At 45.9% G+C, this 25,974-nt stretch carries 22 protein-coding genes and 1 pseudogene; 6 read left to right on the top strand and 17 right to left on the bottom strand.

Annotated features, from left to right (window positions below; all coding sequences use genetic code 11):
• Positions 1-126 precede the first annotated feature (126 nt).
• The 10 genes and pseudogenes from JFN88_RS16700 to JFN88_RS16745 all read right to left on the bottom strand — a co-directional run.
• A complete protein-coding gene (locus JFN88_RS16700) occupies positions 127-798 on the bottom strand; it encodes an MBL fold metallo-hydrolase (RefSeq protein ID WP_332908495.1) in 672 nt (223 codons plus the stop codon).
• Between the two features lie 160 nt (positions 799-958).
• Positions 959-2,230, bottom strand: a complete 1,272-nt coding sequence (locus JFN88_RS16705; protein ID WP_199020421.1) for a 4-hydroxyphenylacetate 3-hydroxylase C-terminal domain-containing protein — start codon at positions 2,228-2,230, stop codon at positions 959-961.
• Between the two features lie 270 nt (positions 2,231-2,500).
• Positions 2,501-4,477 (bottom strand): glycoside hydrolase family 30 protein, encoded by a 1,977-nt coding sequence (locus JFN88_RS16710; RefSeq protein WP_199020423.1) that lies wholly within the window; start codon positions 4,475-4,477, stop codon positions 2,501-2,503.
• Between the two features lie 8 nt (positions 4,478-4,485).
• Entirely contained in the window at positions 4,486-6,597 is a 2,112-nt protein-coding gene (locus JFN88_RS16715) for a beta-galactosidase (RefSeq protein WP_199020424.1), read from the bottom strand.
• Positions 6,598-6,627: 30 nt separating this feature from the next.
• A complete protein-coding gene (locus tag JFN88_RS16720) occupies positions 6,628-7,482 on the bottom strand; it encodes a carbohydrate ABC transporter permease (protein WP_199020426.1) in 855 nt (284 codons plus the stop codon).
• A gap of 19 nt (positions 7,483-7,501) precedes the next feature.
• Positions 7,502-8,377, bottom strand: coding sequence for a carbohydrate ABC transporter permease (locus tag JFN88_RS16725; RefSeq protein WP_199020428.1), 876 nt, complete (start codon positions 8,375-8,377; stop codon positions 7,502-7,504).
• Between the two features lie 81 nt (positions 8,378-8,458).
• Positions 8,459-9,799 (bottom strand): extracellular solute-binding protein, encoded by a 1,341-nt coding sequence (locus JFN88_RS16730; RefSeq protein ID WP_199020430.1) that lies wholly within the window; start codon positions 9,797-9,799, stop codon positions 8,459-8,461.
• Between the two features lie 295 nt (positions 9,800-10,094).
• Positions 10,095-11,720, bottom strand: a complete 1,626-nt coding sequence (locus JFN88_RS16735; RefSeq protein ID WP_199020432.1) for a response regulator — start codon at positions 11,718-11,720, stop codon at positions 10,095-10,097.
• Complete coding sequence (locus tag JFN88_RS16740; RefSeq protein WP_199020434.1) at positions 11,689-13,503, bottom strand: sensor histidine kinase; 1,815 nt, start codon at positions 13,501-13,503, stop codon at positions 11,689-11,691. Before JFN88_RS16740 ends, JFN88_RS16735 begins: the two co-directional genes overlap by 32 nt.
• A gap of 186 nt (positions 13,504-13,689) precedes the next feature.
• Positions 13,690-13,958: pseudogene (locus JFN88_RS16745) on the bottom strand (hypothetical protein); the annotation flags it as partial.
• A 201-nt stretch (positions 13,959-14,159) separates the two neighbouring features.
• Here JFN88_RS16745 and JFN88_RS16750 point away from each other — a divergent pair.
• Both JFN88_RS16750 and JFN88_RS16755 read left to right on the top strand, forming a co-directional pair.
• Positions 14,160-15,377, top strand: coding sequence for an MFS transporter (locus tag JFN88_RS16750; protein ID WP_199020436.1), 1,218 nt, complete (start codon positions 14,160-14,162; stop codon positions 15,375-15,377).
• A gap of 65 nt (positions 15,378-15,442) precedes the next feature.
• Complete coding sequence (locus tag JFN88_RS16755; protein ID WP_332908496.1) at positions 15,443-15,973, top strand: TetR/AcrR family transcriptional regulator; 531 nt, start codon at positions 15,443-15,445, stop codon at positions 15,971-15,973.
• A gap of 59 nt (positions 15,974-16,032) precedes the next feature.
• Here JFN88_RS16755 and JFN88_RS16760 read toward each other — a convergent pair whose 3' ends face one another.
• From JFN88_RS16760 to JFN88_RS16780, 5 genes are read right to left on the bottom strand one after another with little or no spacing between them, the layout of a single operon-like run.
• A complete protein-coding gene (locus JFN88_RS16760) occupies positions 16,033-16,791 on the bottom strand; it encodes an amino acid ABC transporter ATP-binding protein (RefSeq protein ID WP_199020440.1) in 759 nt (252 codons plus the stop codon).
• Positions 16,784-17,524 (bottom strand): amino acid ABC transporter permease, encoded by a 741-nt coding sequence (locus tag JFN88_RS16765; protein WP_199020442.1) that lies wholly within the window; start codon positions 17,522-17,524, stop codon positions 16,784-16,786. Before JFN88_RS16765 ends, JFN88_RS16760 begins: the two co-directional genes overlap by 8 nt.
• Positions 17,525-17,536: 12 nt before the next feature.
• Positions 17,537-18,376: a transporter substrate-binding domain-containing protein gene (locus JFN88_RS16770; protein WP_199020444.1), complete on the bottom strand. Its 840-nt coding sequence runs from the start codon at positions 18,374-18,376 to the stop codon at positions 17,537-17,539.
• 3 nt (positions 18,377-18,379) lie between these two features.
• Positions 18,380-19,411 carry a glutathione S-transferase C-terminal domain-containing protein gene (locus tag JFN88_RS16775; RefSeq protein WP_199020446.1) on the bottom strand — a complete coding sequence of 344 codons (1,032 nt, stop codon included), beginning with the start codon at positions 19,409-19,411 and terminating at the stop codon, positions 18,380-18,382.
• A 47-nt stretch (positions 19,412-19,458) separates the two neighbouring features.
• Entirely contained in the window at positions 19,459-19,881 is a 423-nt protein-coding gene (locus JFN88_RS16780; protein ID WP_199020448.1) for a GNAT family N-acetyltransferase, read from the bottom strand.
• A 278-nt stretch (positions 19,882-20,159) separates the two neighbouring features.
• Between JFN88_RS16780 and JFN88_RS16785 the strand changes: the two genes are divergently transcribed.
• From JFN88_RS16785 to JFN88_RS16800, 4 genes are all read left to right on the top strand, one after another.
• Complete coding sequence (locus JFN88_RS16785) at positions 20,160-21,032, top strand: helix-turn-helix domain-containing protein (RefSeq protein ID WP_199020449.1); 873 nt, start codon at positions 20,160-20,162, stop codon at positions 21,030-21,032.
• 250 nt (positions 21,033-21,282) lie between these two features.
• Positions 21,283-22,242: an iron-hydroxamate ABC transporter substrate-binding protein gene (locus JFN88_RS16790; RefSeq protein ID WP_199020451.1), complete on the top strand. Its 960-nt coding sequence runs from the start codon at positions 21,283-21,285 to the stop codon at positions 22,240-22,242.
• Positions 22,243-22,245: 3 nt separating this feature from the next.
• Complete coding sequence (locus JFN88_RS16795; RefSeq protein ID WP_233167958.1) at positions 22,246-23,250, top strand: FecCD family ABC transporter permease; 1,005 nt, start codon at positions 22,246-22,248, stop codon at positions 23,248-23,250.
• Positions 23,247-24,254, top strand: coding sequence for a FecCD family ABC transporter permease (locus JFN88_RS16800; protein ID WP_199020453.1), 1,008 nt, complete (start codon positions 23,247-23,249; stop codon positions 24,252-24,254). Before JFN88_RS16795 ends, JFN88_RS16800 begins: the two co-directional genes overlap by 4 nt.
• 182 nt (positions 24,255-24,436) lie before the next feature.
• Here JFN88_RS16800 and JFN88_RS16805 read toward each other — a convergent pair whose 3' ends face one another.
• A complete protein-coding gene (locus tag JFN88_RS16805; protein WP_199020455.1) occupies positions 24,437-25,063 on the bottom strand; it encodes an RNA polymerase sigma factor in 627 nt (208 codons plus the stop codon).
• Between the two features lie 44 nt (positions 25,064-25,107).
• Positions 25,108-25,968 carry an ATP-binding cassette domain-containing protein gene (locus JFN88_RS16810; protein WP_199020457.1) on the bottom strand — a complete coding sequence of 287 codons (861 nt, stop codon included), beginning with the start codon at positions 25,966-25,968 and terminating at the stop codon, positions 25,108-25,110.
• Between the last annotated feature and the right edge of the window lie 6 nt (positions 25,969-25,974).

The following is a 25,974-nucleotide window of genomic DNA, read 5'->3' on the forward strand; positions in this document are numbered from 1 at the left end:
AGTTTCTTCTATTATAATATGTTTTTGCTGTGCCAGCGTTAATCGCTCCGTGCTGCCCACAAGCAAAAAAGCTCATCAGAAACAATCCCGATGAGCTTTTCCTTTACTATGAACTTATACCGTTGTTCAGCTCTGTAAACTACCCGTCAACTCTTCGATGGCTTCATGGACATCACCTTCAAAAATTCCTCCATGATAGCAAATTAACCTCTCGATTGGATACGCCTGAAGCTTGCGGATCGATTCAATCGCTTCCTCCGTATTTGTGTTATACGCCGGAGGGGGAGCCTGGAGTTTTCCAGCCACATTCATCAGAGCATCGCCGGCAATAAGAGTTTTGCTTGGTTCATGGTATAGACAAATGTGTCCCGCTGTATGTCCGGGTGTGTGGATTACCGTAAGTCCTCCGCCGAAAGGCAGCCGTTCTCCGTCTTCCAGCAAGCGTGTCACGTTCTTTACTTCACCTGAAAAGGTGTCCCTGAAAGCTGCAGCCAGATCCTGCGGAAGAGGGGCAAGCAGTTCCTCTATCCGTTCCTCAGTATACTTGGCCAGCGGTGTCAAGCCATCGATATAAGGCTGCTCTACTTTGTAAGCATACACATCCACGCCTTCTCCCTTAAACTGTGGGAGGCTGCCAATGTGATCGATATCCTGATGGGTCAGAATAATGGAATGAGATTCCGATGGATCTATACCGGCTTGGGTCAATAGTTCTGTAATTGGGCCATGAGAGCCAGGCGTGCCGGTATCCACTAAAATATAGGAGTTTCCGTCACGGATAACTACCGGATTCAGCACGGATTCCTTTCCACCTATTGATGCTTTCAATTCCAGTACTTCAAGATGTTCATTAATTTTCATGTTTTGCCAAAGCGATGCGCTTTGGCTCACCTCCTCAAGGGTTATGATATAGTAGTGTCATTGGCTTGCTTACATCGTTCACCTCAGCCCTGTGAAGCTATGGTACCGAGGCTGCTGCTTGTCTCCAGAATTTCTTGTACAGTTCTTTATAATATGAATAATTGTATTGCTCATAAAAGAGTGTCGACTGTTCAATTAAGTCACCAAATGTATAACTCTCGTGCTGCTTGATACGATAAGCTTTCCCGCTGCCCACCAGTGACCAAACGGCATTGTGAAGTGAAGTCACCTCTCTGCTGACCTGCTGTTGTGCCTGAGAGGGATCAGGCGATTCGAGAAGGAACGTTTGGCTGACCCGTTCAAGCACCTCCAGTGCATGGCGTATAAAGCCTCCTCCGGCCTGTTTAGCCGCTCTCACCGGCGTGAAAGCAGGGAGAAATAGTCCTGCCTCATTCAATGCCCCCTCTTCCTCCGCATTGTAGATAAAGGCCTTTAGAACCTCAATATTTTGTATCATCTCCCCTAAAATCGTTTGGATGTGCAATTCCTTGCCCAAACCTGTATTTTCGGCCAGCTCAATTGCAGTTCCGGCAATGATCTGAAGCAGTTCTAATTGTCTGGATGCCCATTGATAATCGGCAAGCGAAACAGCGACAGGATTTTGAAGCAACTGCTTGACACTGTCTGCATTATCGTCGACCAACACACGCTCCCATACAACGGAAACATCGTTATAGTGGACAGTAACACCGGAAGTCCAATCCGAATGGACCTGAACTTCAAGTTGTTCGGCATCTACTGGGATGAGTGCAATGCCTGACGGTTCCTTCTCTCCCTCTTGTTTTAAGAACACCAGCAATTCGTCTGCAAACAACGCGTCTGAGCCAAAGGTTTGTTTGCCGCGAAGCCGAAGCCCGTTAGCTGTCCGCACAATAATCGTATTTTCCGCCATATTGAATGCAGACGCTTTAATCGGGTAAAAGGTGGTGGCCAGCCTGCTCTGCTGGTGCAATGTAATCCCATACAACAAGGATAACCGCTCATGATCCAGATGATCCTTTACAGGAGCAAGTTCCCTGTTGCCGTACCACCCCGACCATAAGGAATGAGCATAATCGCTTAGCCCTCCCGCATAGACTGAATTTCCATTCCCAATTTGATACAAACCAGCACGTTTCGTAAGCAGCTCTCCCAAGGATTTGGGCTGCGTGTAGGCCTGTCGTGAAAATTCTCCGCCGGAAGCTTCTACCTCCTGCTCTATCCGCTTCCATTCCTGTACGATCGCCTGCTCGATTGCCTCAGACAAATCTTGACCCTCATGGAAAAGAGCTGCTTTTGAACGCAATTTAAGTTCAAAATCTGTACTCACGATTTCATTCCTCCATATCACATGAATTCGTTTGAGGCATGCGTTTCACAGAATGGTCATGTTTTCTTAGCTCAACTTATAAATGGAAAAGGAGGTTCTATTTTTCTGCTTGAAGAAAAATAGAACCTCCTTTCGTAAGGATCGGCCTTTACTAGTATTCATTTTTCGCGATAGACTCATAGAAATATCTTACAATCAAATTCCATCTAAGTCAATCATTATAGTAAAGTATTCTGCCAGCTACACTAATTTACGATGACAATCGAACTGTTAATTATTAGCTATAACGCGAATGGCATCAAAAGCGCCGCCTGTGCCCCATGATCTGACACCGATCTTGCCGGATGAATATTGCGAATCCTGTCCGTAGCCTAGCGTTGTGAAGGTGCTGCCAAAATTAGTAGAGATCGAAGCGGTCAAATTGCTGCCGTTCATATCAAGTTTAATGAGGTAATACTTATCTGCTTCATAAGGATAGTAACCGGAAGCGATTTGAGTCCAGCTGCCGCCATTATTTTTCCATATCCACCATTTCCTCATGCCTGATGAATCCTTCTTGAGTTCAAGCTGGTAATAGTGGCTGTTGTCTTGTACTCTACCGAGCAGGCTTGCGCCTCCATTGGTAATATCATTCAGCTTGATGTAGCCCTGAACGGAGTAATTGGACCAGTTGGACCCAGCAATCGAAGTGTTGTCTCCAGTGCTTGTTTTACGATATTCTTTTGTGTTGCCGGCTGGTTGGAATACTTGCCACGTGCCGCCGTCTGTCGTCCAGCCTGCAGCATTCGAGCCGATTGCATTGCTCTCGAAGTCATCGTAAAACAGCTGAGCGCCGCTATTGCCAGTGGATGTTGCGGTACCAACGAACGTAGTGATACTTCTTGCTTTTAGCGTAGGGCTAAGGGTGTTTCCGTTGGTTACGCTTACATTGGCAAGCTGGGCAAGCTGCTCGGTTTCAGACGTCCGGTACGGTGTTACTGTCGATGCCGTAAAGCCGTCAAGTGAGAAATTCAAGCTTTGATCAGACCAGCTATCGTTAATAGCAACAACTACAAATTTGCCATCACTTTTGTTCTTGTATGCCGTTACGTAAACATCGTTTGTCGGATTCTCATTCACAGAGATTCTAACATATCCTGGACGAATAAAGCGGCTATAGTTCCCAATTGCATACACGCGCTTGCAAATCGTATACGTATTAGTGGCCGAATTCAGGTTATTAACGAGGGCTTCGCCGTTATCCTTGACGGTAACACCCCACCAATACATCCAGGCGCTTGCATTGCTGAGCATGTGGCTATTAATCAATTTGGCCCAAAACAACTGGTCGTTAAGCGAGTTGTCATTAGGACCCAAGTTTCCGACTTCTGTCTGCCAAACTTTTTTGTTCTTGCTTTGCGAGACCGGGAGTACACCGACTCCAGCGTCGTATGCGTGAACGCCTGTAATATCGACGCGCGAGCCTGCCGTTGCGTCCTGTAGCGCCGGCACCGCAATACTTTCATCCCATTCGGCTGTCTCGCCCAAAATAACTTTCGAAGTGATGTTATTGTTGTCAAACGTCGGGATCAGGTTGGACTTAATAAAGTCGCGGAATTGTGCACCCGTCCATTCGTTCGACGAATAGTAAGTCTTGTTGTTAGGCTCGTTCGCGAGTGAGATTGCGTAAATATCGATACCGAATTTGGACTTGTAATCCTTAATATATCGGGTCAGATAATCTGCGAAGGCTTGGTACTTGTCGGGTCTCAAGCTTCCGCCCTCTTCGACCTTCCCGTTGGTCTTCATCCATCCCGGAGGACTCCATACCGTACTGAAGAAGCGATCAACTCCGCGCTTCTTGCCCTCATTCATGAACCATAATTGATCGTCATTCAGCACATCCGTATTGTAGTTGCCTTCCGTTGGTTCGATGGTGGCATGGGGCCAACTGGCCACATCGTTCCAGACGCCCCCGTCTCCAATATCATTTCTGATAATCGATAAGCCTACGCCATTGGTCGTTGAAAACAATAAGTCCAATACCTCATTCTGGACAGTAGGGCTGCTTTGCTGCAAATGATAAGCTTGGTGGAACGCCCCTGATACGCCAAAACCGTCAATCTCCTGATACTCGGTATTCCACTTGATCGTCGCATTTCCAGCCGCCAAGGCTGAGCTCCCGAAACTTAGCGTTGAACTTAAAATCAGTCCTGCCAGCGTCCCCTTCATAAGCCTGGTGATCTGTTTCCGTTTAATTTTCATCATAAATTCAATTACTCCTCTCCACGTGGTTTTGGATGTGCAGATTCCTTTCTTCTGATGAAAAGTACATCATAAGGCTGCAGTTCGAACAGCCCTTCAAGCTTGTTTCCAGATAATGTCTCAATCACCTCCTCATTAAATTTCACTGGAACGGGCTTATTCAGGTAATTCAAGAAGATATAGATTGCCTCATCCGCGTGCTCGCGTCTTACAACCTCAATTTCCTTCGGCGCCTCGACCCAATCAGCCAGCGAATCATGAATATGAAGGCTATCCAGAATCAATGCAGTCGTATCAACTGTAAGCACCGTTCCGCTGTAGATAACTACCCCGTCTCCGACAGCATTCCGCACAATTGCCGCTTCCCGCTCATAATAGTCAGATGTATACCGTGCCACAACCTCGGAGTGTTCCCCTTTCGCCTCCAGCACCTCGTTAAAGTGAAAGGTATTGACGGTGGTGTCCGTTCCTTCGAACTGCACGCCCACATCGTCGGATTCATCCACCATCGTATAATCGTGAATTTCAACGCCGGTAAGCTCTCTCAGAATACCCGGCAACGGCAGCATGCGAGCCGTATTGTTCCTGTTCTTATAACCGCTTCGCGGGCCAAAGACAACGGTTCCTCCCCCTTGGGCATAGGCGTGCAGCTTTGCCGCGTCCTCCTCGTCCAGCAGTTGGGCATTGACGCAGATTACGAGCTTATACTGGCTCAAGTCCTCAATTGTCATCGAAGCGGTATTCGGAATAACGTCGGTCATGATATGGCGCTCATTCAGCGCTTGATATACCAATTCTTCACTGCGCCACATTTGCTGGCCGATGTATCCGTCAATTTTGTTATTGCTGTCATTATCGTAATCGTACAGGATCGCTGCTTGTGCCTTGGAATCGCTTGCAATCAGAAGCGGACCCGTCTTCTCAAATTCCTGACCCAGCTGCTTTGCTTCTTCAAGCCGCCTGTTTGGTTGATTGCCATAGTTATTCAAGCCATGCCATAGCGTTTCTGCGCCAAAGGGACAGGTGCGCCAGCGGAAGAACAGCAAGCCGTCAGCCCCATGGGCAACAGACTGCCACGCCCATAACCGCATTTGTCCAGGTTTTGGCGTCTTATGCAGATAGTCGCTCACACCATTCAGCAAGACGGAACCGGATTGTCCGCCAGGGCCAGCCTGTTGCTCCAAAATGATAAATTTGGAGGACAGCCCTCTCACCCTGCTAAGCTTCATACTGAATATCCGGTCCTTAAAGTATTCCGGGCTTGACTTACGCTGCATCAACGCGAAAGCAGGATACGAATCGAACGAAATGAAGTCGAGCGCTTCCTCTGTAAGCTTGGCAAAATCAATATTATCGAAAAGACCGTTGTGCGTAACGAAAGTTTCCGGATTGGCGCGTTTAAGAACGTCGTATTGCAACTTTGCGAACCCGATCGCGGAATCGGATGTAAATCGATAGAAATCAAGCAAATGTCCCGGGCTATGATAAGTCGCTGTCGGACGGGGCAGATCAACTTGACTCCAGTCCGTATAGGTCTGCGCCCAGAATGCAGTTCCCCACGCTATGTTCAGTTCGGCCAAGCCGCCGTATTTGGCTCTGCACCATTCGCGGAATGCTTCGCGATCGCTGTCCGCGAAACTGACATCCATATGGCAATTCAACTCATTATCAATCTGCCAGCCAATCACACTTTCGCGATTCTTATAATGCTCAGCCAAAGCGGCTACAATATTTTCGCACTTTTCAAGGAAAATGCGGCTTGTGTAATTCACATGTCTGCGTGAACCGTGATGCATGACATTGCCATAGAAGTCCTGACGCAGCGATTCGGGATACTTGGCTGTCAGCCAAGCGGGAGGCGCATACGTAGGCGTTCCCAGAATTACCTTCAGTCCATGGCTTTCACAAAGCTCGATTGCCCGATCGAACACGTCGAAGGAGTAAACATCCTCCTCTGGCTCCCACAGGTTCCAGGCCGTCTCCCCCATGCGAACTACGTTTATCCCCATTTCCCGCATTCTGCGAAAGTCGTCGTCCCATAATTCCTCGTCCCAATGTTCGGGATAATAGCAAACCCCGTACAGAAACTGGTCCGTATGAAATGTTTTTAACTTGTTTAGCACCAGCAGCCTCTCCACTTCTCTTTTATTTTTTTATCCTTTAACCGCACCAACAATTAAGCTTTTCTGCACCTGTCCGCTCAGGAAAGTGTAGATAAGAATCGTCGGCAGCGTTGTAACAACGAGTCCGGCCCCTATCGGTCCCCAGGAAGTCGAATATTGACCGACCATCGTTTGAATCCCCACCGTTATCGTCTTAAGCGAGGAGGAATTAATGAAGGTCACGGCAAACATCAGCTCGTTCCATGAAGACAGGTACGTGAAAATTGCAATGGTAGCCAGTGCCGGCGCTACAAGCGGCAACACGATTTGGAACAAAATCTGATAAATATTGCATCCGTCAATACATGCCGCTTCTTCCAGTTCTCTCGGAATCCCCTTCATGAACCCGGAGAAGATAAAAACACCCATCGGAATGGCGAATAATGTATAGGGAATGATTAATGCCCAATAGGAATCAAGTATGCTCAATTTTTTCAATATAATAAAGAGGGGAAGCAAAGCGGCATGTTGCGGCACCATCAACCCGAGCAGCAACAAATTCAATGTAACTTTGCTAAGCTTCCAACGCATCCGAATAATCGCATAGGAAGAAGTGAGCGACAGAAAGCAAGTAGCCGCGATCGTAATGGCCGTGACAAACACGCTGTTGGTAAAATAAACCCCAACTTTGGCCTGAATCAGCGCTTCCTTGTAATTCTCCCAGAGGAACTGCGTGGGTAGACCCGCGATATTTCCCCCGAATATCTCATTGTTGTCCTTAAGTGAGAACAACACCAACCAAATTAGCGGATATAAGCAAGTAAGCATGCCGATGACCAGCACAATATTTAAACCGATCATCTTGATATCCCATCCGCCTTTTAACGAAATATAGTTTCTTCGCATCTCTTCACCTGCTATCTCTTTATTCGCTTTTGAAGGCTCTCTGTAATATAAGTGTGAAAATAATACATTCAGCAATAATAAATATGGCAATCGAGCTGCCGTAACCGTATTGATACTGGTCGAAGATCGATTTGTACATCAATGTACTGGGCACTTCCGTCGCATGCAACGGGCCTCCCCGAGTCAACACATAAATCAGATCGAAAATTTTCAGCGAGCCGATCACGGCAAAAATGATACATACCTCGATCATCGGCTTAATTAGCGGAATAGTGATCTTGAGCGCGCTCGTGATGCCTGTTGCTCCGTCGATTCGCGCCGCCTCATAAATTTCTTCAGATACTGATTTTGCCGAAGCGTACATCAAGAGCATGTGATACCCCGTGTACTGCCATAGAATAGGAACAAAAGCTGCAAGCAACGCTTTGCTTGTATCGCCGAGCCAATCTGACTTCCATGAATCCAGCCCGATGCTTCCAAGCATTGCATTTAACAGACCGTAATCCGCGTTATAAATTTTCAACCAGAGCTGCCCAATGACAACCGTAGACATAATAACCGGAATGAAATATACGGTCCGGTATAGTACCTCCCCTTTAATACCTCTTGCCAGAATAAGCGCCAGGGCAAGCGCAATCGGCAGCTGCACGAATACAGAGAGAAGAAGCAGGATAATGGAGTTGACAACTGACTTGCCGAAGCCGTCCGTATTTTGGAACAAGAGATTGGCATAATTCTGAAGGCCGACAAAGGTTCCTTCACCGATACCGTCCCAGTCCAACAAGCTGTAATAGCCGGATAGTAAAATAGGCACTGCGATAATTGCTGCGAACAAGATGAGCGTGGGCAAAACAAACAGAGCAATCGCCCTTCGATCTCCTAATACTTTATCCATAGTCCTCCTCCTTCCACAGCGACGACCGGTTTACAGGCGCCGGCCGCCTCTGAGGAGTGCTGTGCCAGTTGCTCAGCTTGATTATTTCTTAGCCTCATTAATTTTTTGCATCTGTGCGGCATATTCGTCAGGCGTCATTTTGCCGTCGAACAACTGCGCTACCAGATTTTTGTGCCTGTCCGCATCTTTGCCTTCAAGGAAGATATCCCACCACATAACGGTATGGGTCGCGCTCTTCAGCATCTCTACCGTCTGCTTGGTCAGATCGCTAATCTTGGACTCGTCAACGCCCGATACTTGCCAGCTTGGCAGACCCGCGCCGGATTCGTACAGCTTATTGGACATTTGCTCGGTCAAATATTTTACAGCCTTGGCTGCTTCTTCTTTATATTTCGTATTGGCGCTTACCCACAATGCATCAATCGCGCCGCCGAAGAACTCGTCTGCTGTTCCCTTGCCGCCTTCAACTGCCGGGAACGGAATCGCGATAACTTTCCCTTTGACGAGCGACTGATCATCTTCAACAGAACCGCCAAGCCAATTGCCCTGGTAGACCATCGCAGCCTTGCCTTGCGTGAAGTCGCTAACCATCTCGTTGTAGCCAGTCGAAAACTTGCTGTCATTGAATGCTTTTGCTGCAACCAGTTCTTGCAGTTTTGCAGCTGCATCCTTGAATGGCTGTGTATCGAAGGACGCCTGGTTATTCAGCGCATCCAGCGCACCTTGAGCGCCAGCAGTCCGAATCGCAAGGATGTCGTACCAGTACATGCCCGGCCAGAGATCCTTCTGTCCCACTACGATCGGCGTGATATTCTTCTCCCGGAACGCCTTGACGGCATCCAGCAGTTCACTGAACGTCGTCGGAATCTTGACATTGTTCTGGTCGAAGATTTCTTTGTTGATGTACAAGGAAGCCACCGAAAGGCTGGTAGGCAATCCGTATACTTTCCCGTCATACGTCACATTTGTCAAAGAACCCGGAAGCAGCTTTTCGCTTGTGCCGTCTTTCAAATAGTCGTCAAGTGGAAGCACAGCGTTCGCTTCTACGAATGGTTTCGCAAAGCCCGCACCCCACGCATAGAAAATATCGGGTGCTTCGTTTGCGGCGATTGCCGTTTTGATCTTGGTCTTGTACGACTCCCCGTCGATTCCATCGTCGACAATCTGAATATCAGGATTGTTGCGATTCCATTCGTCCAGCACTTCGCGAAGCGCTTTCGTATTGCCGTCGTTAGGGGACGCCCATTGGTGCCACATCTTCAACGTCACTTTTTTTGTAGACGCTTTCAAATCCGATGAACCTGCAGATGAATCAGGCGACGCAGGAGTTGAACCGCTATTGCTGGAGCCGCAAGCAGCCAGACTAAGCATTACACCGGCAATGATTGTGAGCGAAATTGCTTTGATTGAAAACCCTTTCACAAAATCGACCTCCCATAAAGTTTTTGTTTTCTTTCTGTACTTAGAGTACCAGCTTTCGCCTTGCGGTTCGATTCATAATTTTGACGCAAGATTTCACTATTTTTGCATGCCTGCAAGCGTAAACGGCTTTGCCGTCCTTTGACGAGCAAAAACTTCGTTTCGTGGTGAAATATAAGCCAGTTATAGCAGGAACTTTGTAAATTCTTATATTTTCAAAAAAACGCCTTTTTATAGATGGGAAGGACGGTTAGCGCGCGCTAACCGTCCTTCCACGACTCCTGTTGCCCATGAACCTTCATAGTGACGTTTTTCGATAATTGTTGACGGACTTGCCAGTGACCTTCTTAAACACGATGCTAAAGTAGTGAGGGTCTGGAATTCCTACCCGCTCCCCAATCTGGTACACTTTCAAATCCGTAGATTTCAGCAGTTCAATAGCTTTCTCCATTCGAATCCGCGTCATATATTCAATTACGGTCTGGCCCGTCTCCAGTTTGAACAACCGGCTTAGATGACTTTGATTCAAATAGAAGGTTTTGGCGATTCCGGAAGAAGACAGGCTGGCGTCCTCTGCGTACTGCTGAATATATTCCTTAATCTGCTGGACGACCAGATTGACTTTCTTCGTATTGAGCCCATTAATATAGGTGATCATGCTTAAGCTAAAATCCTTCAAGTAAGTTTTGATAGCTGGCAGCGTATCCAGCTTGAGGATCGAATTGAAAGGCTGAACCTGCTCTATCCAACCGTCCGAGCTTTCGATTCCCAATTCGTGCAGCGCATGCAAACCGGCAGTCACTGCATCCAGGGCCAGCAGCCTTATAGCGTCGAGCGTTCCGCTCTGAAGCGGGCCGACATTCGTGAACAGGTCCTCGATCAGCAGATCCGCCTTCTCCAATAGTCCAGTTTTGATATAGAACTTGAGCTGATCTAGTCCCTTCGGTTGCATTGGAGCATGCCCGCCAGCTAAGAAAACGAGCTCGTCATAGCAGACCACCTGATTTTTGCCAACGATAATTTTATAATCGAGCGCCTCGCTAGCTTCATTGTACGACCGCTGCAAATATTTAAGCTCATGAACCGCAGTGCCGATCCCGATATTCACCACACACGAAAACCGCTCGATCAGTTCAGACTGGATCACTTCACAACATTCTGACAAACTCACTTCCGCGTCGTTGCTCAGCAGAACGATTCGCTTGTCGTACTCGGAAAAGAGATGAACGCTGCCCCGCCCATGAAAATAGTCGCAGATCACGGCTTTGCACTGCATACCAAGCAGCAGTTTGGCCTCTTCCCCGTTCGCTTCGGCAGTGTGGTCGAATTCCGACTCCAGGATAGCGATCTGATAATTCGCTTCATCCCTGTGTATGTTCAACCCGTAGTAAGACAGCGCTTCCTGGATATCATCCAACTCCAGCTCCTGATGAATCAACTCATGAAGGAATTTCTCTCTCAAGAAGGGCAGATTGACTTCCAGTCTCTGCTTTAACGCCTCCAATTCATGCCGCTGGTTCCGTTCCTCCAGCAGCTTCGCCTTGATTTTGAGCGCAACTCGCTCGATCTCATTGGCATTGATCGGCTTTAATAAGAAATCTGCGATTCCCGCATTAATGCTGCGCTTGGCGTATTCGAATTCCTCATGCCCGGTCAGCACCACGATTTGCATGCCCGGACGCTTCTTGAGAATCTGTCTGCTTAGTTCAATCCCGTCCATAACAGGCATGCAGATATCCGTTACAATGATGTCGGGCTCGAATTGTTCGACGAGTTCCAGCGCTTCATGAGCGCTCGCGGCCTCGCACACAATCTCCATGCCAAGTTGCGCCCAATTGATTCGTCTCTTCAATAGCTCCCGTATCAAAAATTCATCGTCGACGAGCATCAATCTAATCATACTGGCTGAATGAGCCTCTATCATGTTCGCTTCCCTCCGTATCCGGTATCTGTATGGTCACTTTGGTCCCATTCCCAGGTTTGCTCTCGATCTGACAGATGTGGTCGACCCCAAAGAAAATTCGCAAACGTTCCATCGTTCCTCTCACTCCGAAGCTGACAGCATCCGAATCCAGCTTCTCGCCGGATAGCAGTTGCAGCATCTCCTCATCCATCCCTGCGCCGTCATCAGCTACCTGAAGCAAAATCGAACCAGCCGCGAGATTGGCTGTTACCGTAATGACACCAGGCTCGCCTTGTGCACGAATGCCGTGGTACAAAGCATTCTCCACCAGCGGCTGCAGAATCAATTTCGGAATGCGGCGGTTAAGAATACGCTCATCAACCTCGTAGACAACATCGAACATGCTGCCGTATCGGATTTTCTGAATCGCCAGGTAGCTTCTTAGCCCATCCAGTTCTTCCCCGATTGTGATGATCTCCCTGCCTTTGCTTAAGTTGATACGATAGTAATGGCCCAGCGCCTCTACAATCTCGCTAACCTCATCCGTCTTGCCTGTGATGGCCAGAGCATTGATCGAATCCAGCGTATTATATAAAAAATGGGGCTTGATTTGCGCCTGCAGCAAGTTCAACTCGGTTTGCCTCTTGATCTTATGCTCTTCGATGACTCGCTTGATGAGATTCTGAATTTCGCTGATCATGATATTGTAGCCGTCTCTGAGCCGACCGATCTCATTCCTCCCGACATTGATCTCCACCGGCTTAAACACACCTCGCTCAATACCTCGCATGGATGCAAGCAGCTTCTTAATGGGAGTTGTAATCATTCTGGATATAAACACCGACCCGATGAACAAGAGAATGCTGTTCATGACGATAACGGCAACACCAATCCAATTGACAGCTCTGGACTCGCTCGACAGTTCCCTTACAGGCATCATGCTGACGATATTCCAGTTGAACTGACTATCTCTAAGGTGAGAGACGATCATGTCATCTCCGTCTATCTGCATTCTTTTGACGTCGTATTCTTTGGTTTCTACCTTACTCAGATAGCCCTCCAATTCATTAGTAGCATCGTCCGTGTTGACAATGCTCTCCTTGTTCTCATCCAACAGGGTAATATTTGTCTTGTATTGATCAACGATATCGCCATAAGAAAGCTGGAAAGCCGATTCACGAATATTGAGAATTAAAATGCCGATCGGCTTGATGCTCTCCGTATCCCGTACCACCCGAATCATCGAGACGAAGTTGCGCTTCTCATCCTTAAAGAACGCTCCTCCTCCGTTCAGCTTCAGAATATAAGAGCCATTATTGTCCAGAACCTCGTGATACCAGCTCGCATCTTCAATGCTGCCTAGCTTGAATTGGTTGATGCCAAGGTTGCCTACCATATATTCATGGGATTCGTTGTCAAAGAAATAGACCGATTCGATCTGCGGCACCGCCTCGATTAAGTGCACTAAATATTCATGGACACGCTTCTGCGTCGCCAAATCCGAATATATATTGCGATTCCTTAACGTGGACTGCAGATCCTCGTTGGCTAACGTCATCTTGGAATAGTTATTCAGATTGTCGATCGTCTGATTGACACTCGACTTGATAGAATAAAGAATTTGGATGGATGCTTCGCCAATCTTGTTATAGACCAATCTGGAATAGATTTGTTGATAGAGCAAGGTGCAGACGGTAATTGAAATGATCAGAATCAGGACATAAAATATCGCCAATTTGTTCGTAATGCTGATATCAGATAATCGTTGCCTCACCTGGTTCATCCATTGCCTGGCAACCTGCATCCACTCATTCTCCTTTCTATCGCCTTTGCAAGCGTAAGTGGGCTTTGCCATCCCTGGGGGGGCAGAAAACGCTTACTAAAATCCATTATACAGACATTGTCAACAATCGAATAGTGGAGTAAGCGCAGCAATGGATTCAATATAAATACGCTTGTCATCGAATCTGATTGAAGTGAAAATGAAGGTTCATTGCAACAATTCCATTGTAACTAGCAAGAGAGCCCTGCTTGTACATGAAGGCACGACTAAGGGCGAGCCGGATACCGGGTCCTTACTGACCGTACAGTTGAGGCCAAAAATTTCATAGATTCGATTGCTCGTAATGACTTCTGCCGGCGAATATCCGTTTGCTGGGCAAGCGCCATAGCAATCCATACCCGCTGCCGCTGACCGCCTGACAATTCGTCCATATGATGATTCACATATGGCGTAATATTCATCATCGTCATGGCTTTGTTCCCCGGTTGTTTAGGTTCCATTAATGTTTGCATTTAGCTACGTCATTGAAATAACATTTTCGGGCAAAGCAAAATCATTTTATATGACTTGTGTCATATAAAATTAAAATAAAAACCTTATTTTATAACACTTGACTTGTGACTATGGTCATATATAATGATCTTGTCGGCTAAAAACAAAGAGGAGAGACATGCTGTATGAATAGCACAAAAGTAAATCATAAAATGTGGTCATTATCCTTTATTTTTATTGTAGTTTCAAACGCTTTAGTTTTTATGATATTTGAAATGCTTTTGCCCACCTTACCGTTGTTTGTTAAAAATTTAGGAGGCGGGGCTAGTCAGGTTGGTTTAGTTACTGGTATATTTATGCTATCAGCTATACTGATCCGGCCATTCTCAGGCTTACTTGCGAGTAAAATGGATAAAAAGTTTTTGTTGACTTTTGGTATTATGATTAATGCCCTTGCAACAGGTGCATATTATCTTTCAAATGATATAAGTATGTTGTTAATCATTCGTTTGATTCATGGGGCAGGATTCGGTCTCATAACGACGTACTTTGCTACTCTTGCAGCCGAAATAGTACCTAAACAACGTCGCGGGGAAGGTATCGGCTATTTTGGTGCAGGAGAAACAGTAGCCATATCTGTTGGTCCAATGTTGGGGACCATGACACTAGAACTCTACGACTTCCAAAGGTTGTTTTTAGGGGGATTGGCCGTTTTGCTTTTAGCTGCCGTAATGGCCTTTCTTATTAAAAGAGCGCCGGAAGGAAAACAATTAGATAAAGAAACCGAGGTTAAAATGAAATTACTGGAAAAGAGGGTTCTCTTTCCTGCAATTCTCATTTTATTAGTAGGTATAGCTGCAGGGGGAATCATGTCATTCTTTTCCCTATATGCGATTGAAAAAAACTTTTCACAAGTCGGATTATTTTTCTTTGTTATTGCAGCAGCAAGTTTCTTCATTCGCTTAATTTCCGGAAAGCTCTTTGATCGATATGGACCACCTATTATCCTGATTCCAGGTTCCATTTTTTCGATTATTGCTTTAAGTACTTTGTATATCGCTACTACTGATTTTGCCTTCTTTACAGCAGCCGTCTTCTACGGTTTTGGTTTTGGCTCTCTATTACCAGCGCTTAAAACATGGGCTATCAATTTAGTTGATGAACACGAACACGTACATGCTATGGCAACTTTTTTTAACTTTTTTGATATCGGCATTGGCGGAGGCTCTCTAATACTTGGGCTAGTCGCAGCAGCAACATCTTATCAAGTGACCTATATTGTAGCCACATTCATTTATATTTTAATGTTTATGATGTATGTGGGTTACTTGGTACTAAAAAAGCAGCAATCCAATAAGCTATATAAGTTGAACGAAAGAAAGTCAGGCAAGGCCTGCGTGTGAAAGGTTCTTTCGTTCAACTTATTATAGGAGGTACAAATGTCTAAAAAAAAATAAAGCAAATAGCCATTAAACATTTTTACAAGCATGGTTATGAAGGTGTTAAGATGGCGCAAATCGCTAATGAGTCCGGTATAACTAAGCAATCTATGTCTTACCATTTTCCTTCAAAAAAAGAATTGTTCAAGGAAATTTATAGTGAAGTCATAGAGGAAGAAATTTTGTTCACTCAACAACTTTTCAATCATTTATCAAGTAAACCTTCAAAAGAAATCCTTTATACATTCTTAAAGGAGATGAAATTGCGAGCACACGATAAGATAAATTCAAGCTTTTTGCAAATCTTCTCCTTTTCTACGCCGTTAGAAATTGAATCTTTTGTTTCATCTCATTACCTTTTATATTTAGATTCTTTAAAAACAGAAATCGTAAAGGTCTTTGAGAAAGAATCACTCAATTTTACACCGGATGAGTGTTCTCTAAGCTTCATCATTTTATTCGATGGATTGATCGTTCATTTGTTATACAATACAAAACAATCCTTCGAATATGCGCTAGATGTGTCATTTAAAATTTTTTGGAACAGTATACAAAAATAATTAGGCAAATAAGCGGTGTTAGAAGCTTTTTTTCTTCATGAATACGTGGAAGGTCCATTTCAGATTGCGAATTCCGGGTCCCGGTCTCGATAGTAATTGGCCAGCAGTTGCTTGGTTCGTTCCGATTTGGGATTTGAAAATACTTCTTCCCGCGCTCCGTCTTCCACGATAGCACCTTGATCGAGTACCAGCACTCTCGTAGCTATTTTACGGACAAAACTCATTTCATGGGAAACCAGCAGCATGGTGTTTCCTTCTTCGGCAGTCTTCTTGATCGTATCCAGCACTTCTCCGGCCAATTCGGGATCGAGAGCCGAGGTCGGTTCATCGAACAACAGGAGCTGCGGCTGCATAGCCAAAGCACGTGCAATCGCTACACGCTGTTGTTGCCCGCCGGACAATTGTTTTGGGTAATGATGGATTCTATGAATTAGGCCGACTTTTTCAAGCTGAAGCATAGCAATTTTACGCGCATCTTCTTTGGGAATTTTCTTGACGATAATTAATCCTTCCATTACGTTTTCAAGGGCTGTCTTTTGACGAAATAGGTTAAATTGCTGAAATACCATGGCCGTTCTTTTACGGAGCTCCAGTGTCTCCGCTTTTGTTCGCTTAACAATGTCAACCTTAACTTCCCCAATCTTGATCGTTCCTTTATCCGGAATTTCCAGAAGATTGATGGATCTTAACAATGTGGATTTTCCCGCGCCTGAGGAACCGATAACGGCAACAATCTCTCCTGTTCGAATCGTCAAGTCAATATGATTCAGTATGGTATGAGGATGAAATGACTTTGTTAAGCCCCGAATCTCAATCAAGGATCACATCCCCTTTTCTTTTCCTCATACTCTTGAAATCAATATCAAGTCGTTTTTCCAAGAATACAATCGCCCGCTCAATCAATATCGTCATCGCCCAATAAATCAAGGCCACCGCAACATAGGACTCGAAAAACCGAAGATTATTTCCGGCCAAAATCCGCGATTGTGCCGTAATTTCGACGACCGAGCAGACAAATGCAAGCGAGGTTCCCTTCATGAGTCCAATCAGGCTATTGCCCAGTGTTGGCAGAGCGACGATGAAGGCTTCCGGAAGGATGATGCGCCTTAGGACCTGTCCATACGTCATGCCTAGCGATTGAGCAGCTTCTGTCTGACCTTTGTCAACGGATAACAGGGCAGCTCGAATGACTTCTGAATTGTATGCCGCTTCATTAAGCGATAAAGTAATCAACACATAAAAGACGGCCGGAATGGAATTCACATTGTAACTTGTCTCATGATAATAGTTGTAGTATTTCAGGAGCAGCGGAATTCCAGCATAACACAAATACAACTGAACCAAGATAGGCGTACCCCTGATAAATGAAATAAACACAACGCTAATTTGATAAAGGACGGGGATTTTCTTCATCTTGATGATAGCAAGCAGGAGCCCCAGCAGGAGCCCCGCAATCATGGATATAACGGTAAGTTCGAGCGTTACCGGCAAGTATTTAAGCAGCTTGGGAATCAGGCTAAACACAAGCTCAATATCAAAAATAGTAGGCATAATAAGATTCCTTTATTGAATTTTAGGCGCAAAGTCACCATCCAGATATTGTTGGCTTATCTTGGAAATCGTACCGTCCGTAATCAATTCCTTAATTCGTTGGTTAACATCTTTAACCAGTTGTTCGCTGTTCTTGCCCTTGCTGAGGATGAGATAGCTGTACGGTACGCCAATCCGATCAGAATCCTCCTGCGATAGCGGAATTCCGGTAAGCTTGAGATGATACTCCTTGATGTAGAGCTGAAGCATAGGGCCATCCAATATAGAGAAGTCGATCACCCCGTCCTCCACATGCTGCAGTTGGGCTGCCAGCTCGGCCTCTGTGTATTTCAATACAACCGGCTTTTTAGCGCTATCCTTATTATAGTTTTCCAAAGCAATCGTATAGTTTACGCCGGGGTTGACTTCGGTCGTTTTACCTTCAAGATCAGAGAATGTCTTGATGTCGGTCCGACCTGCCTTGACGGCAATCACGAATTGATTTTCGAAAATTGGGTCGGAATAAATGTACTTCTCTTTTCTTTCTTTATTGCTGCCCAAATTGTTGGCGCCGATCTGATAACGATCGGTATCCAATCCGGCAAAGATGGACGAGAATTCGGTTGTTTCAATATTTGCTTTGTATTGGGGCAGTCCTTCAAAAATCGCTTTTACGATTTGAATATCGTATCCGTCGATTTTATTAGTGTCGTTCACAAAAGTAAAAGGCTTGGCTGAGCCTCCTGTGGCGATATTTACAGTAGTCTGTCCCCCGCTGGCTGTTTCTTTGCCAGCGTTATTTCCGCAGGCTGTGACGACGATCAGCAGAAGTGCGGCCGTCAGAACAAATGCGAGCTTGCTTGTTTTTCTCATCTTTTAGAATCCCCCTGCCTGCCCAGTAAAAAATTTTTGCTCCGGGTCAGCGCTTTTAGTTTGTCTGTCATGCGGCGTTGACCAAAGACCTTCATAATCGATTTGATCCCAAAACCGGGTGTTGAAATCTACAAAAAGGATCGATTTGTTTCCATTTGATTTGACTATATCCCGCAGATAAGTATTGTTCTTAAATGCCGGAATTTCGTATAAGTCGCGCGCATAACCCCAGATGTTCTTAAAATCAACGATACGGTTGCGAAGCGGTCCTAAATATTTGAAATAGTCAGTGTCAAAGCGGGCCAGTGTAACAAACAACCGGACGTCGGAGTCCGTAACATAGTCGCCGAAGAGAAAGCGATTCGTATCCAATGTCTCTTCAATAGTATCCAACGCCGAAAATAGCTGGTTATAGGCGTCATTATAAGCTTCTATGGACCGAGCGAACATCGCCTTGTACACACCATTGTTGACGTTGTGAAACAAAAAATCGTTATACTTGTCGATTGCTTCCCTTAAGTGGATGGGATACAAATCAGGGGCCCCTGGCTTGTGAAACGGGGCGAACTCGTTCTCCAAGTAATTGGTTAACCATACGTAATCGTTATTGACGACCTTTTTCGTTGTAATATCAACTACTGCCGGCACGGTCGCCCTTCCTTCATAATTCTGCTCCGCATTCGTATATAATTCTCTCAGAAACTGTACGCCAAGCACCGGGTCGGTTCCATTCTCATCGTAGAGAAATTCCCAGCCAACATCCTGCCCATGTTCTCCATGTTTCACTAAATTAACACTTATTGCTTCTTCTAAACCCAACAGTTCCCGTACGATCGAAGTCCGATTTGACCAATGGCAGCCTTTGGACCAGATCAGACGGTAGCGCCCCGCTTCAATCGGAAGTTTGCTTTCACCATCGCCGAACGGGGTGGTAAAACGATTTTTTTGACGGTTAAAATATCCTTTTTCGTCGAGCTCATGCTCGATTTCTTTTGGTCTTGGATTGGCATTGGATTGCAAATTCTCTGTCGTCATCGTTCTATCTCCCTTAAATTACCCTTTGATTAGACAAATATCCAAATCTACTCAATAAATCCCATTTCCTCGAGCTTGTCTTCGTTCCGATAGATAGCCATCCCGGTTTTCATTCGACGAAACCCTAGACGTTTGTAAAAATTCACCTTATCAGGGTGTGTATATAAGACGACAGTGCAGTGTTTGACGAATTTCAACAAATCCTCAATAATCAGTCGGCCAATACCTTGATTGTGATACTCTGGAGCTACGGCAATATTATATATGGCAGCTTGGGATACACCGTCAGAGATGGCGCGTCCGAATCCGATCAAAGTCTCGTCGTCATAAACGAAAGTAACAACGTAGCTGTTCTCGAAGGCCTGCTTATGGGCTTGGTCCAGAGCGTCGGATAACCCGAAGTAATTCATAATTTGGGCTACACGTTCCCAGTCCCGGTTCAGACAGTCGTTATATATATTTAGTTTCATAGCCTCTCTCTTTCTGACACTGTGTTCAAAAGATAATCAAGTCCTAGTTCCAAAATGATAATCCTCTATTTATCACTCTAAATTAGAGTTATATCAAAGCCTCCTTAAACTACAATTCCGAGTAAACTCATTCGGTTTAATAGATTATATGGGGATTTAGAACGAAAATATAGTAAAAAACGGAACTATAAAAAGGACAACCTAGAGGAAAGTGATTATTATAAAACATTAATATTATCCTATAGGAGTTATTGGGATTAGAAAGGGGAGAGGTTTTCATGAGGCCGGCTAATGGAAGAACATATCCGTATCACCCGCACATTTTCAAAAAGGTTCTGGACACATACATTGAACGCCGAACGGATGCTTCGCCCCTCTTTCAAGGCGGGCTTTTATTTTATGGATTTTATATCAATGAGTTCAATAAAAACCAGATATTCATAGCTCCCGACAGATGCCTGCATCTCGTGATTTGCTGTCACAGGGAGCATCCATCGGCCAATATTTGCGGGAATATCTTCACAGGCAGGCAGGGTGTTTTTATCCGCTCGGAATGTGAATATTTCGTCATATGCTTCATGCCTGGATACGCGGAGTTTTTCTTTAAGTATCCGATCGGCGAATTTAGTGAGATGCAAATTCCGGTGCAAGAAGTGTTCCCCCATGCCACGGAACTGCTTGAGAAAATTGCGGAGCAATCCAGTTTCGAGGGTAGAATTCGTGCGTTCGAAATCTTTTATCTGAAGCATTTTCGCGACGATCTGAAGATTCCTCCTCTCGTCCAGTATTTAACAGAGAAAATCATTACTTCCCGGGGGGCATTGAATGTAAAGGAATTATCTGAGGATACCGGATATTCGAGCCGTTATATGTTGAAAACCTTTGAAAAATTTGTAGGGGTGTCACCCAAGCTTCTCAGCCGTATCGTGCGCTTCCAGAATGTGCTTCATTTGCTGGAGCGTAAGCAATACAATGAGGCGCTTGATCGTATTTTCGAGATGGGTTACTTTGACCAAAATCATTTCATAAAAGAGTTTAAGGAGTTCAGTTTCTTAACGCCAAAGAAGTATATTCAGCAAATGGAGTCCGTCCAGAGGCTGGTGAACGGACATGGTGTACCGATTGTTCAGCAACTGGAAAGAAAAAGCTAAATTATAATCGATTCGCAGCGCACGCGAGCATTGCCCGAGCCGACTCAATTCAAGAAAACAATTGACATTAAAAAAGAATGACGATATATTTATCAATGTTGATAATGATTATCAGTATTAATGAATAACTTACGGAGGATATTCTATGGTTCGCCTCTATACAGAAGAAGTAAGTATTGGGTTGGCATCGATCAGCGAACCAAAAAACCTATGTGTGTAACCTACAATTTATTAAAAGGAGATTCTAGTTATGAAAAAGTTGTTCCTACTACCCTTGATACTGTTGGTGCTGGCCGTTAGCGCATGCAGCAATTCAGCCCAGCAGAATAACACCTCTGCCAACACGGCCCGCACACTAGAAGCCTCAGGCAATGCAACTGCTTCCGATCATACAAAAGACACGATCACTTATCAATCCGAAGATGGACCTATTGAGGTTCCTGCTCATCCGCAGCGTGTTGTCGTCCTGGCAGGTTTTGCCGGCAATGTAATGCAGCTTGGTGTTCCACTGGCAGGTGTGACTTCATGGGAGAAGGGAAATCCACGCTTTGCAGAAGCACTTAAAGATGTGGAATCTGTCTCTGACGAAGATCTGGAGAAAATCATCGAACTGGAACCTGATTTGATTATCGGGCTTTCAATCGCCAAAAATATTGATAAATTAAAAACGATTGCCCCTACAATAACATATACCTATGGCAAGCTGGATTTTCTGGCTCAACATTTGGAGATTGGCAAAGCATTAAATAAAGAACAAGAAGCCCAAGCCTGGATCGACAACTTCAAATCTCGGGCATCCAAGGCCGGGGAAGAAATCAAGGCAAAGATCGGGCCAGATGCAACCGTATCTGTTATTGAAAGTTCCATGAAAGAACTCTATGTATTTGGCGACAACTGGGGACGCGGAACAGAAATTTTGTACCAACAAATGGGGCTGAATATGCCTGAGAAAGTCAAAGAGAGCGCTCTTAAAGACGGTTACTACGCTTTGTCAGTGGAGGTTCTTCCACAATATGCGGGAGATTACCTCATCTTCAGTAAAGACCCTGATGCAGACAACAGTTTCCAGAATACAGATATCTACAAAAACTTGCCTGCTGTGAAAAATAATCGTGTATTTGAAGCAAATGCGAAAGTATTTTACTTCAATGATGCGCTTACCCTGGATTATCAACTGGACTTCTTTATCGAGCATTTTCTAGGAAAATAATCCTTGCAAGGAGCGATTTTTATCCCTTTTATTTATAAACTGTTCGCAGGAATTATCGGGCTTGTGGCTATGTTTATCATTGCGATGATTTTTGGTGCAGCGGATATTACATTCCATGAACTTTGGTCTGCACTGACACCACATGCCCAGGGAGACAACATATCGATTATTCGCCAAATTCGCTTGCCTCGGGAAGTAGCTGCTGCCTTTGTAGGAGCAGCGCTTTCCGTATCTGGGGCAATTATGCAGGGCATGACCAGGAACCCGCTGGCTGATCCCGGCTTGCTGGGATTATCAGCAGGAGCTAACGCTGCTTTAGCTATTGCATTGGCATTTATTCCTTCTCTCAGCACGTTAGGCATCATGATTGCTTGCTTTATCGGCGCTGGGGTGGGAACCTTGCTAGTATTCAGTATTGGCTCAATGAAGAAAGGCGGGTTCTCCCCTCTACGCATTGTACTTGCGGGATCGGCTATCTCAGCCTTCCTATTTGCAATTGCTGAAGGCATTTCCCTTTACTTCAAAATATCAAAGGATGTCTCTTTATGGACATCTGGCGGCTTAGTCGGAACAACATGGGCTCAACTCCAGGTTATCGTTCCCTTTATCTGCTTTGGGATCATTGTATCGCTCTTTCTATCCAGACAATTGACAATTCTTAGTCTCAGTGAAGAAGTAGCTGCCGGACTAGGGCAAAATATAGTGAAAATAAAAATGATGCTGTATCTGGTCATTATCCTTTTGGCAGGCGCTTCCGTTGCACTGGTAGGAAATATGGCATTTATAGGGTTAATGATCCCCCATATTGTCCGCTTCTTCGTAGGCAAGGACTACCGTTTCATTTTACCCATGTCCGTGCTGTCAGGAGCAACATTTATGTTGTTTGCAGATACACTGGGACGAACTGTCCACACACATTATGAGACTCCTGTGGCAGCTATTATTGCTGTGCTCGGCTTGCCATTCTTCCTGATAATTGTTCACAAAGGAGGCAAAGTGCTCTCATGATCCATCCTTCAGTAATTAGAAAACAACGCATTACGGTGATCACGCTGCTGGCTCTTCTTCTCATCACAGCTATTGTGGCTGCAGGACTAGGGAGATCCTCCGTATCTTTTGACCGAATACTTCCGACTCTGCTTGGTCAAGGTACTTTTAAAGAAGAGTTTGTACTGTTCTCCGTAAGATTGCCTAGAATTATCATTGTCCTATTGTCCGGTATGGCATTGGCCTTATCCGGGTCCATCCTGCAAGGAGTGACACGCAATGATCTGGCTGATCCTGGCATCATCGGAATCAACTCCGGAGCTGGAGTTGGGGTCGCCGTCTTCTTTCTGTTCTTTCCTATTCATGCAGGATCATTCATCTACATGCTGCCCCTGGCCGCGTTTATTGGCGCTCTGGCAACAGCCTGCGTGATCTATTTGTTTGCTTATAACAAAAAGACTGGCCTGCAGCCCATCCGTTTGATTCTTGTCGGAATCGGCTTCTCCATGGCACTATCCGGCGCTATGATTATGCTTATCTCTTCTGCAGAACGATCAAAAGTAGATTTTATTGCCAGATGGCTGTCAGGCAGTATCTGGGGTGCTGATTGGCCCTTTATTTGGGCGATTGTCCCGTGGTTGCTTATCCTGATTCCGTTCTCGTTATACAAGGCTAACCGTTTAAATCTGTTAATGCTCAGTGAATCTGTATCCATTGGGGTAGGCGTATCTATAGAAAAAGAACGAATCAGTTTAATCCTGACTGCCGTAGCGCTCGCTGCCTCTGCTGTCTCTGTCACAGGAGGGATCTCTTTTGTCGGACTCATGGCCCCGCATATCGCCAAAGCCATGGTGGGACCGAGAAATCAGCTGTTTATTCCTATTGCGATTCTTATCGGCAGTTGGATGCTGTTAATTGCTGATACATTGGGACGCAATATACTAGACCCGGACGGTATTCCGGCTGGTGTCATGATAGCTATAATCGGCGCTCCGTATTTCATCTACTTATTAATGAAAAAATAAAGAGCAATCTAATGTTCTCCCAGGGCAAGGGAAACGATTATGGACAGTATTAAAGGTAAAGCTCGGATTCTATCCCATAGGCATAAACAAAGCACTCGTACGAAGCGGATTATCCGCAACATAGGAGTGCTTGTATAATTGCCGCCCTGCGCGGCAAATCCCTTGCAATCATGCGTACGTGCTTATCCGAATGTCGTTCCGCCGACTGACGCGGCGTGCCGAAGCAACGCTGCCGGATTATCCTTCATGATACAGGTCATCCAAAGGTCGATCAGCTTGCCTGCTTCCGGGCCGAAGCGCTCCTTGACGGTCGGTTCGCCATCGCCGAACCGCTCCTTCACACATGCGCGCAATTTGGATCTGGCCCGATGAAGCAGCGAGCGAACCGCCGACATCGTCATTCCAATACCGTGCGCAATATCGCTCATTGCATAACGGAAATAATCGGAAAGCAGCCAGACGACAAGCTGGCGATAGGGAAGCCGTCGGTACACCCACTCGACCCATCCCCTCACTTCAACAAAGCTGCTATCCCTCCAAGACGTTTCGAGCGCCGTCCACCCGATCCGTTGTCGCTTTCGCTTGCGGGACTGATCAATACGCAGGTTTCTGGCTGCACGAAACAAATACGGCTTCACATCCGCAATCGGTCCGGAGCACGCATAATAACGAAATGTCCTGGCCAGCACTTCCTGATATAAGTCTTCGCCGTCCCAAACCGAATCCGACAAATGAAGACAATATTTACGCAACTCCGGCATATAGGGCCGAACGACCGTTTCGTATTCGCGCGCTCGTAAAGCCGACATTTCCTAACAACTCCTTATCCTTAATCTAAGTTTGTACTCCGAATCTAAGACGGCTCCGGCAGTTCGATCGTAATTTTCGAGCCTTCCGCCGTTAGCTTGACTTTATCTTTAATGCCAATACGCTCGCGCAGTTCGATCGGAATTTGCAGCCGCCCAAATCGATCGACAACCGCATATTCCTCATGCTCACCGGCCGACGGGTCGTCTTCTTCCGACGCAAGCAACGGTGAACGTTTGACCATCTCCGAACTCGTCATGCCGTCCCTGATGGCGACGACGCGATCAACCTTGCGCGCCAGCGACAAATCATGGGTAACGATGACGACCGTAACCCCGGTTTCCTTGTTCAGCTTGCGAAAAATACCCATAATTTGATCCGAGGTTTGCGCGTCCACCGAACCGGTCGGTTCATCCGCCAGCAGCAAGGACGGACGATTGGCGAGCGAGATTGCGATGGCGGTTCGCTGCTGCTCGCCCCCCGACAATTGCGTCAGCTTGTTATTTATGCGCGGGGTCAAGCCTACCCACTCGATAAGCTGCTTCGCGTAGGCGCTATCGCAGCCGCCGGCGACCATCATGGCCGTCTCCACGTTTTCGAGAACGGTCAAGTACGGCAGCAGATTGCGCGAATTATTTTGCCAAATGAAACCGACCGTATTGCGCTTGTAATCAACAAGCTCCTTCTCGCCGATTTCGAGCAGGTTCCAGTTGCCAACAATCGCTTTTCCCGCCGTTGGACGATCGAGACCGCCCAATATGTTCAGCAAAGTCGATTTACCGCTTCCGCTGTTGCCGATAATGGCGAACATTTCGCCTTTTTCCACCTTCAGATTAAGTCCTTGTAGCGCAACGACCTCTACGCCGTCCGATTTGAATATTTTGACCAGCCCTTCGCAATCGATCATGCGATC

It is taken from the genome of Paenibacillus roseus (assembly GCF_016424485.1).
Taxonomy (GTDB): domain Bacteria; phylum Bacillota; class Bacilli; order Paenibacillales; family Paenibacillaceae; genus Paenibacillus_D; species Paenibacillus_D roseus.